Consider the following 1,440-nt stretch of genomic DNA (forward strand, 5'->3'; position numbering starts at 1 on the left):
GGTCCAGGGTCGCAAGTTTTCGCAGGTGGAGCACGGTGACCAGGACCCGGTCGGCTGAGGTGAGCTTGGCTTTGGCACCAGTGCCAGGGGTCACCAGGCGCTCGTGGCCTCGACGTGTGCGGAGCACTTGCTCGCGTTGAACCTCCATCTGGGCGGAGCTGGCAGAGAAGGGGGAGAAAACGCCCCCGTTCGAGCCGATCGCCACGCGCACGCGAGCTGTCGAACTGGTCGAAGCGATGCTCCACCGGCTCGACGACCCCCAGGAATGGCCCCTCCACCTGATCCGGCAGGTGTGGCTGTTCGGCAGTTTCGCCCGCGGCGCCACCGAGCCCCACGACGTCGACGTCGCAGTCCGGTTCGAGCGCGACGAACGGATGAACCAGGCTGTCGTCCAGGCCATCTTCTCCGGCGGCAACCCGTACGCGCCGCTGCGCCGCGCGCTCGCCGGGTCGTCCCGCGGGCTGCAGTTCCAGTTCGAGGACGCGGCGCGCGAGCAGCTGGAGGCCGATGGCACCTTCATGCTCCCGCTGTGGCAACGGGGTGACACGCTCGCCGAAGCTCTCGGCGTGCTCCACGCGATCCCGAGGACCCCGAAGCCGGCCGGGCCGAGCGCCACGACATGATCGAGGCCTTCGAAGGCCTCGACCGGCACATCCCCCGCCCGGTGCGGGCAGAACTGATCGGGTGGCAGCAGCAGGAGGCCATCACCATCTCCCGCGTCACGCTCTCCGACGCGCCAGACGACACCGACCTGCTGGCGACCCCGGACATGCGCTGGGCCTTCGCCGGTGGAACGAAGACAGCCCGTTGCGCCGCGCGGCCCTGGCGGGTCTGGTCCTGATGAGGGAACTCGAGGTCAACCTCGACGACGCCGAGCTGGCCGGTCAGCGGCTGCCCACACCACGGCGCCTCGTGGGACACCGGAGTGAACCCCGCTGGTGGATCAACTGGAAGTGGCAGGGCTACCGGAGCATCCCGTTCTGCGTCACCAGCGCAGAGGGCTGGCCGGAGGTGGTACAGCCCACGAGGATGCTCCCGCTGAACGCGTTGGTGATCAAGCCCGGGCCCAAGGCTGCAGCATTCCGACGCTGACTACTCGAGTCGGTAGCCCACGCGCGGTACGTCGCGGTCAGTCCCCGTGCACACCGTGTCCTCCGTGCGCGACCTCCGAGAGCACAGCCGACCGTATCCGGCGTGATCTAGCGCTGCACGACGGGCGATTGATGTGATGGTGCTCGACCTTCACGCCGATCGCCTGGGTACGCAGGCGAGCCGCCACGGCCTCGCCCGCTGCCACGCGCAACCCCAAACCCCCGGCGTTCACCGGCCCTTGTCGGCGGTCGGACTAGTAGGGCTTGGTCAGGTCCGTAGTGGGGTGGGTATGTCGCGGTGGCAGGTGGGGCAGGCGCCGGTCCAGAGGGCGAGGAGTGTCTGCAGCTC

4 protein-coding genes are annotated in these 1,440 nt (G+C 69.1%); 3 read left to right on the forward strand and 1 reads right to left on the reverse strand.

Annotated elements, in window-relative coordinates; genetic code table 11:
* The coding region (locus ACWD1Z_RS37590; RefSeq protein ID WP_451125428.1) for a hypothetical protein at nucleotides 1-211 on the reverse strand (211 nt) is incomplete at its 3' end.
* A gap of 25 nt (nucleotides 212-236) precedes the next feature.
* On the opposite strand from ACWD1Z_RS37590, the gene ACWD1Z_RS37595 reads away from it, so the two are divergent.
* From ACWD1Z_RS37595 to ACWD1Z_RS37605, 3 genes are read left to right on the forward strand one after another with little or no spacing between them, the layout of a single operon-like run.
* Nucleotides 237-623, forward strand: a complete 387-nt coding sequence (locus tag ACWD1Z_RS37595) for a nucleotidyltransferase domain-containing protein (RefSeq protein ID WP_451125422.1) — start codon at nucleotides 237-239, stop codon at nucleotides 621-623.
* On the forward strand, nucleotides 620-841 hold the full coding sequence (locus tag ACWD1Z_RS37600) for a hypothetical protein (RefSeq protein WP_451125424.1): 222 nt from the start codon (nucleotides 620-622) through the stop codon (nucleotides 839-841). The genes ACWD1Z_RS37595 and ACWD1Z_RS37600 overlap by 4 nt, the downstream gene beginning before the upstream one ends.
* On the forward strand, nucleotides 841-1,092 hold the full coding sequence (locus ACWD1Z_RS37605) for a hypothetical protein (protein WP_451125426.1): 252 nt from the start codon (nucleotides 841-843) through the stop codon (nucleotides 1,090-1,092). The genes ACWD1Z_RS37600 and ACWD1Z_RS37605 overlap by 1 nt, the downstream gene beginning before the upstream one ends.
* The last annotated feature ends 348 nt before the right edge of the window (nucleotides 1,093-1,440 follow it).

This window comes from Streptomyces sp. NPDC002784 (assembly GCF_053592135.1).

Coding starts and splice junctions, on each gene's coding strand:
- ACWD1Z_RS37600 (WP_451125424.1), top strand. CDS start 620: ATGATCGAGGCCTTCGAAGGCCTCGACCGGCACATCCCCCGCCCGGTG.
- ACWD1Z_RS37605 (WP_451125426.1), top strand. CDS start 841: ATGAGGGAACTCGAGGTCAACCTCGACGACGCCGAGCTGGCCGGTCAG.
- ACWD1Z_RS37595 (WP_451125422.1), top strand. CDS start 237: ATGCTCCACCGGCTCGACGACCCCCAGGAATGGCCCCTCCACCTGATC.